Annotated in this window: 6 protein-coding genes and 3 pseudogenes; 3 read left to right on the plus strand and 6 right to left on the minus strand. The window is 55.6% G+C overall.

All coding sequences use genetic code 11. From position 1 onward, the window contains the following. From ACU0FH_RS10850 to ACU0FH_RS10860, 3 genes and pseudogenes are all read left to right on the plus strand, one after another. A pseudogene (locus ACU0FH_RS10850) lies at positions 1 to 311 on the plus strand (DDE-type integrase/transposase/recombinase); the annotation flags it as partial. Between the two features lie 46 nt (positions 312 to 357). After that, on the plus strand, positions 358 to 1,767 hold the full coding sequence (locus tag ACU0FH_RS10855; RefSeq protein WP_446194628.1) for an IS30 family transposase: 1,410 nt from the start codon (positions 358 to 360) through the stop codon (positions 1,765 to 1,767). A gap of 4 nt (positions 1,768 to 1,771) precedes the next feature. Next, a pseudogene (locus ACU0FH_RS10860) lies at positions 1,772 to 2,044 on the plus strand (IS3 family transposase); the annotation flags it as partial. Positions 2,045 to 2,700: 656 nt separating this feature from the next. On the opposite strand, the gene ACU0FH_RS10865 reads toward ACU0FH_RS10860, so the two are convergent. The 6 genes and pseudogenes from ACU0FH_RS10865 to ACU0FH_RS10890 all read right to left on the minus strand — a co-directional run. Next, entirely contained in the window at positions 2,701 to 3,888 is a 1,188-nt protein-coding gene (locus tag ACU0FH_RS10865) for a glycosyltransferase family 4 protein (RefSeq protein ID WP_446194629.1), read from the minus strand. 44 nt (positions 3,889 to 3,932) lie between these two features. Then, complete coding sequence (locus ACU0FH_RS10870; RefSeq protein ID WP_446194630.1) at positions 3,933 to 4,703, minus strand: cytidylyltransferase domain-containing protein; 771 nt, start codon at positions 4,701 to 4,703, stop codon at positions 3,933 to 3,935. Next, on the minus strand, positions 4,703 to 5,533 hold the full coding sequence (gene kdsA / locus ACU0FH_RS10875) for a 3-deoxy-8-phosphooctulonate synthase (RefSeq protein WP_340290125.1): 831 nt from the start codon (positions 5,531 to 5,533) through the stop codon (positions 4,703 to 4,705). The genes ACU0FH_RS10870 and kdsA overlap by 1 nt, the downstream gene beginning before the upstream one ends. Before the next feature lie 34 nt (positions 5,534 to 5,567). After that, positions 5,568 to 6,539, minus strand: a complete 972-nt coding sequence (locus ACU0FH_RS10880; RefSeq protein WP_009827098.1) for a KpsF/GutQ family sugar-phosphate isomerase — start codon at positions 6,537 to 6,539, stop codon at positions 5,568 to 5,570. A 569-nt stretch (positions 6,540 to 7,108) separates the two neighbouring features. Next, positions 7,109 to 7,882, minus strand: a pseudogene (locus tag ACU0FH_RS10885) (IS3 family transposase); the annotation flags it as partial. A 62-nt stretch (positions 7,883 to 7,944) separates the two neighbouring features. Continuing rightward, on the minus strand, positions 7,945 to 8,424 hold a 480-nt coding region (locus ACU0FH_RS10890), incomplete at its 5' end, for an integrase core domain-containing protein (protein WP_446194631.1).

The raw sequence follows: 8,424 nt of genomic DNA on the forward strand, positions 1-8,424 counted from the left end.
CATATCGGTCGTAAGAACTCGTAAATACAAGGCGACAACGGACAGCAATCATAAGTTCAATATCGCGCCAAACCTGCTGGATCGTGACTTTAACGCTGATGCGCCCAACCAAAAGTGGGCAGGCGATATCAGTTATATTTGGACGCGCGAGGGGTGGCTGTACTTGGCTGTGATATTGGACTTGCATTGTAGTTGGCTGGGCGGTCTCGAACCGGGTGAAACGCGACCTTGCGATCAGGGCTTTGAAGATGGCCATCGCGTTCCGTCAGCCGCCCAAGGACTGCATCCATCACACGGATCGTGGGTCGCAAGGCGGATTCAACCGGTCGTCGCAACACCCCATTTTAGGAGGTGTAGATGACGAAAACAGGCAGACGAAAATCCGAACGTTCGACACGGAGCAAATTAAACTCGCCAGGAAGGCCGCCAGTCTGGCAACGTGAGAATCTTTGCCGGTTCTGGCGGGGCGTGGCCGCAGGTCATTCCAGTGAGGTGTCCGCCGTTGAAGCGGGTGTTTCCGGTCCTGTCGGAATCCGGTGGTTTAGGAGTTCTGGCGGAATGCCCCCAACACACCTTGCACCATCAGCGACGCCATTGATGAGGCGTAATCTGACATTTTCTGAGCGAGAAGAGATTGCTTTGGAATGTGCGCGAGGGACAGGTATCCGCGCTATCGCACGTAAGCTCTCGCGGTCACCCAGCACGGTATCGCGAGAGCTCAGGCGCAATTCCGCGACGCGCAGCGGGGATTTCGACTATCGCGCAATCACGGCGCAGTGGCATGCGGATCGTGCAGGACAGCGCCCGAAGCCAAGCAAGCTGGCGAATAATCCAGCCCTGCGCGATTATGTACAGGACCGTCTTTCCGGTCTCATCGCTACGCCGGGTGGCATCGCCTTCGATGGCCCTGTCGTGATATGGAAAGGACGGCGGGCCGTTCATCGGCAAAGCCGACGCTGGTCCTGTGCCTGGAGCCCGGAACAGATCGCGCAACGTCTGAAGATAGATTTCCCCGAGGATCCAACCATGCGTATCAGCCACGAGGCCATCTATCAGGCGCTCTATATTCAAGGACGGGGTGCCTTGAAGCGGGAGCTTTCGGCCTGTCTGCGCTCCGGCCGCGCACTACGGTTACCCCGCGAACGCGCCCGTGGTCGTGGCAGACCCTTCCTCACAGATGCGCTGATGATCAGCGACCGTCCGGCAGAGATTGGCGATAGGGCTGTGCCTGGCCATTGGGAGGGCGACCTCATTCTCGGTCTTGGAAGTTCCGCGATTGGAACACTGGTCGAGCGCACAACGCGCTTCACAATGCTTTTGCACCTGCCGCGCATGGAGGGCTATGGAAAGGGGGATGTGCCCAAGAATGGACCAGCGCTGGCTGGCCATGGCGCTGAAGCTGTCCGCGATGCTATCGCAGGGACAATCATGGGACTTCCTGCGGCTCTTCGCCGTTCTCTGACTTGGGATCAGGGTGCGGAGATGGCCCAACATGCGCAGCTCCAAGTCGATACGGGTCTGGAAATCTATTTCTGCGACCCTCAAAGCCCCTGGCAGCGAGGGAGCAACGAAAACACCAATGGCTTGCTACGGCAATACTTTCCCAAAGGCACAGATCTCAGCCGGCACGGTGTCAATGAGTTGAGCGCAGTCGCACATGCTTTGAACACAAGACCCCGCAAAACCCTCGGCTGGCGCACACCTGCAGAGGCACTCGACCCGCTGCTCAAACAGCATATAATCGAAAGTGTTGCGACGACCGGTTGAATCCGCCCAATATTGTTCGCACGACTACCAGAAGATCCTGCGCCAGCACGGGTTCAAGGTGTCGATGTCTGGCAAGGGAAATTGCTATGATAATGCCGCCGTCGAGACCTTCTTCAAAACCATAAAAGCCGAGCTGATATGGCGGCAGTCATGGGAAACGCGCAGGCAAGCTGAGATAGCGATCTTTGAGTACATTAACGGCTTCTACAATCCGCGACGCCGACACTCAGCATTGGGTTGGAAAAGCCCTGTCGCTTTCGAACGCAAGGTGGCCTAAACGAGCACCTGGGGCGGCACGAAAGCGCGACAGGTCCACGTCCGAACCTTCGGGTTTTGGCGTTTGCGTCACAATAACCCAACCAATCTCAAATTCAGTCTTTGTAAACGCGCCCAGCCGCTATGCGTTTCTGATTGATCCGTCCAATGGACACATGACGAACAAGCAAGAAACTCGCAATTGGCGAATTGTGTAGTACCTTCAAATGGTCGTAAAGGCCGCGCAGAGATACTCTATGTCGCTATTTTAGTCATACTCGGCACGCCCAAGGTGTAATCTGATATACGGGAGATCAAGATGGGTTGGGGAGCGGCTTCAACTGCGATCACATTGGTTTTGGAAGGGGTTTCCAAAATGAAGGCGTGCGAAAAGATCACCCGTTGGGCCTGCCGAGCGGATGCTTCCGTGGGCTTCATCGCTACAGAAAATGGCGAACGCTCATTAACCGGTGATCTAAGCGAGTATTAGAGCGGTGCCAGTCAAGCGCTCGTCGCTTTGGAGATGCGAGTATCTCAAGTCAGCCTTGGAGTGGCACGCATATAGGTGTATCCGCTCGGGCAGAGCGACATTAATGCAGGGAACATCGGCATTCAGCCATCAGTGGCCCCTATCCTCGGCGGCCTTCAACGCGACAATCACGCGCACTGTGGACTTGGCTATACCCTGCGTTTGACCAAATCTTCATAAATTTGGATATGAGCTCGCTCGACCTGCCGGATGTCGAAATGGGCCTCGGCATGGGTACGCGCGGCTAAGCCCATCTTTCTGACACGTACGGGGTCAACAAGTAGCGGGGCCAGAGCATTGGCGAGGCTTTCGGCGGATCTAACCTCGCACAGTAGCCCGGTAACACCCTCGATGACCGCATCTCGGCATCCTGGAACGTCTGTCGCCACTGCTGCACGCCCCGCCGCAGCAGCGTCAATGAGCGTCTTTGGGAACCCTTCCCGGTAGGACGGCAGGGCTACGATATTGCAATTGGCCAACGCTGTATCCATGTCACTAGTATGTCGGTGCCAATTAACGACGCCCTCTGCAACCCAGTCTTCCAACATCGCTTCATTCAGACTGGTCGGATTGTTGGGGTCGGGATCGCCAAGTAGCCGGAATTCGGCTTCAATACCCTGCGCCCGAATCAAACGCGCCGCCTCGACAAATTCAACGACACCTTTGTCCCGCAACATACGGCAGGGCATCAAGACAATCGGCGGGCCCACAGGTTGCGGTTTTGGTGTTATTTTTTTCAGATCGGTTCCACTGCCACCAATTAGGCTGGTCGTGGCGCGGCGAACGAAACCCGATTCAGTGGCGATGGCTAGATCGTCGCAGTTCTGGAACAAGGCGTGGACCTGAGGCTGGTTGAGCGCCGCTCGATAAAGCATCGATATTGCGACGCGAAGTGCGCGCGCTTTCGAAGTCTGGTGGGTAAATGCATATCCCATCCCTGTCAGCGCAGCCAACGTCGGAGTTCCAAGTAACCGCGCCGAAAGTCCGCCGTAAAAGATTGGTTTTGCAGTGATCAAATGGACCACATCCGGATTAGTCTTGCGCATGGTCCGAAAGATGCTCAGCAGACAGCGCAGCTCCTTTACCAAATTACGGCTGCGTCGATGCAGATCAATGGGATAAATCGAAAATCCATAGTGCTTGAGTATGTCGTAATCAGATTGCTCGGGCGCAGCGATCAAGATCCGAAAACCTTGGCGTTTGGCCTCTAACGCTAGCGGCAAACGATGAGATAGGAAGAACCCGATATCAGAGATGACAAACATCAGCGAGCGGGACGCCTTGTCCACCTTATCAACATCTTCAAGCGGTGCCAATCTTAAAACAACAGGTTCCATGCAGCCCTCTTAATCCCAGTTCATCTTAGCGAGATAGGCTTCGATCAATGAAGCGTCCGACGAGTTTTTGAATTCCCCAAACACCGAGCCTGGGATCGAAATCTCGACCATGCGAATTGGGAGGGCGTATTCGAGGAAACGAAGCTTTTCAAGACCTTCGAGGTTCGCCTGTGGTGCGCCGGTTCAAGACAGGCACAAGACGCACGTGTCGTGGTGGGATAGGCGTAGACGCCGACGTGGTGAAACACAGGAACAACGTCGTTTACAATGCCCTTCCCGCAGGTGAATGGCAGCACTTCCTTTGAGAAATACAGTGCCCTTTGGTCGCGATCAAAAAAAATCGTCGTCGCCCCGAAGCGCCCTGCCTGCCGATCGTCCAGCAGGTCCTGAACTGTCCCAGCATCGCAGTGCAGACATGGGGTTGTGACTAGGCACTCAGAATCCTGGCGCATGACATCGACCAGCGGCGTGACGAAATGCGACGGCCTCAATGGCGCATCCCCTTGTAGGTTGATGACTATTTCAGCGCTGATATTACCCACAGCAATGGCTATAGCCACGCGTTCGGTGCCGTAGCGAAATTTGGGCGAGGCCATGATGACGTCCTTACCGACGCGCCGGGCCTCTTCGGCAATTCGCTCATTATTCGTGGCATCAAAGATTTGAATCTGGCCCTGAGACTTGGCTCGCGCGATCGAGATGCTGGGTTCCATCAGCGTTCTGGGCTGCCCCGAGGCCCCCTTTAACCGCCCCAATGGCTTTCCCGGATAGCGAATGCTCGCATACCGAGCAGGAATGACGATGCGGGCGTCCATTAAAGAACTTTAGTGAGTTTGTCGAAGGCGCATAGCCTTTTTAGCAAGCCCGCCATGTCATCAAGCGGAATCATGTTAGGACCATCCGACGGCGCTTTATCTGGGTCTTCGTGTGTTTCAATAAACAACCCAGCACAGCCAACCGCCAGCGCTGCTCGTGCCAGAGGTTCAACGAATTGCCGCTGTCCGCCGGATGAAGTGCCTTGGCCGCCAGGCAATTGGACCGAATGGGTCGCATCGAAAATGACTGGATAGCCTGTATCTGCCATGATCGGCAGAGCTCGCATATCGGAAACCAGCATATTATAGCCAAAACTGGTGCCGCGTTCGCAGAGCATGATGCTTTCATTACCGGTCGACGCGACCTTGGCAGCCGCATTCGCCATGTCCCAAGGTGCGAGGAACTGACCTTTCTTGATGTTTATCACTCGGCCCGTCGCCCCGGCGGCCAACAACAGATCCGTCTGGCGGCTAAGAAATGCTGGGATCTGCAGAATATCACAGACTTCGGCAGCTTTGGCGCAATGACTTGCCTCATGGACGTCGGTTAGAACGGCACAGCCGAACTCGTCCTTGATCTTAGCAAGGTTTTCAAGGCCGAGTTCGATGCCCAAACCGCGCTTGCCGGACAGCGATGACCGATTGGCCTTGTCGTAGCTAGCTTTGAACACGAATGGAATGCCCAGATCATCGCAGGTTTCTACCAGCGAGCCTGCGATCTTGCGTGCATGATCTAGGCTTTCCATTTGGCACGGTCCGGAAATGAGCGCGAACGGACGGTCGTTAGAGATGCTCAAACTGCCCGCGGATACTGTTTTTGCAGAGGTCATGAATAGAAATCCTTCTTTGGTGCGCCGCCTGAGTTCACATCACTCCGGCGCGCAAACAATCGTGAATATGTAATAGGCCGCAAAGTCGCGAGTTACCATCGACTACCATTATCGCACCGATCTTATAGCGGTTCATTAGGCCCAGAGCTTCGGACAGCAGCATGTTCGGCGTCGCGGTATGAGGATTAGGGGTCGCCACCTGACCCGCAAAGGCGTCCATCAAACCGTCCAGATTGCGACGCAGGTCTCCGTCGGTAATGACCCCATATAGACGATCGTCTTCTGCAACCGCGGCAATACCGAACCCCTTGGCACTCATAGTGATTAACGTCTCGCCCATCGTGGTGGCGGGGGACACTATTGGCAGGTTGTCGCCGGAATGCATGACATCGCTTACCCGCATGAACTGCGCCCCAAGTTTGCCGCCAGGGTGAAATACATGGAACGAATCCGCCATGAAACCGCGCTCCTCCATCATTGTAATGGCAAGGGCATCCCCCAATGCCAGCGCACAGGTGGTTGAGGTCGTCGGTGCCATGCCGATGGCGCAGGCCTCGGGCATATCAGGCAGGATCAGCGCGACGTCCGATTGGCGTGCCAGGGTGCTGTCTTCGACTCGTGTAATCGCGATCATCGGGATATCGAAGCGCCGGGTATATTGGATTAGGTCTGACATCTCGCGTGTTTCACCGGAATTTGATAGCAGAAGACAAACATCGTCAACCGTCACCATGCCCAGATCACCATGGCTAGCCTCACCTGGATGCAGAAACATCGCCGGGGTGCCAGTCGATGCCAGCGTCGCTGCGATCTTGCGGGCGATATGGCCGGATTTACCCATGCCCGAGACTATAACACGTCCCCTTGCACCCGCCATCAGATCGATAGAGTTCTCGAACCCTCTCGGCAAGGCTAGGGCCATTGCCCGGAGAGCGTCCGCCTCAGCGTTAAGGACCCGAATTGCGGTGGCGGTACTGTGCTTTGACTTCGTTGCTATGGTCATCATTTATCAAAATCCTTGTTCAAATTGCTGCTGAAAATAGGCAGGTAAGTTGGCATCTTGTTTTCACCCACATGGCTTTGCTAACCGTTGTTTTCGGTGCTGGGTAAGGGTGTGATATATTAGATATAGAGAATGCTCGAGTCTGTCCTTGAACAACTGGGCATCAGCCGCACCATATCTCCCCGCCTCCGGGATCAAAGCGCCGCCAAGGGTCATTCCCCAAATCACCGCGGGTAAAATGTAACTAATCTTTTCGACCTCAAGGTCGTGATTAGGAGCATCAACTATGAGAGGGTGTACCTCTGGGCCTATGCTAGTGCTCGGAGGCACGCATCGGGTTCGGTCGATACCAAACGATTTTTATAAACATGAAGCTTGCAGCTATAGCTTGACGAAAATGATCTGCTCCCCATTGAGTCCGCTAATTTAGGTTAGCTCTATTCAGGTTTTGGTCTTCTTTCGACCGCGCAACATATTCTGCCGGTGCCATGCCAGCGAGGCTTGTGTGCGGGCGGTGATGGTTAAAGTCGGTGGGTAATCCCCCCATTCTTAATGGGGCTCGGCCGTAGAATTCACGCGGCTGTTTTCAGTTTCATGGCGGGAGTGACCACGCCGATGGCAATGTTGGGCCGGTCGTTGTTGTAAGTCCAGAGCCATTTCGTGGCCTGGTCCTGCGCCTTTTCTATCGTCTCGAAGATATGCTGATCCAGCCATTCGCGCCTGACCGTGCGATTGTAGCGCGCTATACAGGCGTTCTGTTGTGGCTTTCCGGGCTGGATATATTCGATCCGGATACCGCGTTTTTCAGCCCATTCCATCAGCAGCCCACTGACATATTCCGGGCCGTTATCGACCCGAATGATGTCAGGCGAACCTCGCCATTCGATGATCTGGTTCAGGTTGCGCACAACGCGCAGGGCGGGCAGCGAGAAGTCGACCTCGATCCCCAGCCCCTCGCGATTGAAGTCGTCCAGCACGTTCAGGGTGCGGAATGAACGACCATCCGCCAGTTGATCGGCCATGAAGACCATCGACCAGGTTTGGTTTGGGCCGTCAGGAACCGTCAGCATATCGGGTTTGGGCCACTTCAACCGCTTCTTTGGCTTGATGCGCAGGTTCAGTTCAAGCGCGCAGTAGACGCGATAGACGCGCTTGTGGTTCCTTTTGAACCCCTTCACGTTGCGCAGATATAGGAAGCACAGGCCAAACCCCCAGGAGCGCCGGTTCGCCGTCAGACGCACAAACCGGTCCGCAATCTCGGCATTCGCATCGCTGAACGTGCGCTCGTATCGGGAACACGTCTCGCTGATTTCAAAAATCCGGCTGGCCAACGCGATACTGACGCCGCAGCCGCTTCGGCCATCTCCTTGCGCTGAGACGGCTGACCTGCCCCCCGCTGGTCCCTCGCTCATGACGAGAGTCTGCGGGTTTGGTCTTGATAGTCGTCGGTTTCGTGCTGGGCAAGCGCGCCGGGCGCGGAGCCCTCAAATTGCTCAAGCGTCGGGCGCGCTTCGACCGGTGTTTTGTTCCCGAGCGATGAGTGTGGCCTGACGGTGTTGTAATCGTAACGCCAGAGCGCCAGCTTCCGACGGGCGTCGTCCAGGGTGTCAAATATCTCCTCGTTCAGCAGTTCGTCACGCAGGCTGCCGTTGAATGACTCGATAAAGGCGTTCTGCTGCGGCTTCCCTGGGTCGATATAGTGCCACGGAATTGCGTTCTGATCGGCCCACCTCAGAATGGCCCGGCTCGTGAACTCTGTCCCGTTGTCGCTGACTATGCATCCGGGTTTACCGTAGATCCGCACCAGCGCATCCAGCTCACGCGCAACACGCGCGCCTGAGATTCTGGTGTCAGCAATCAGGCACAGGTTTTCGCGGCTGCAATCGTC

The organism is Heliomarina sp. (assembly GCF_052826185.1).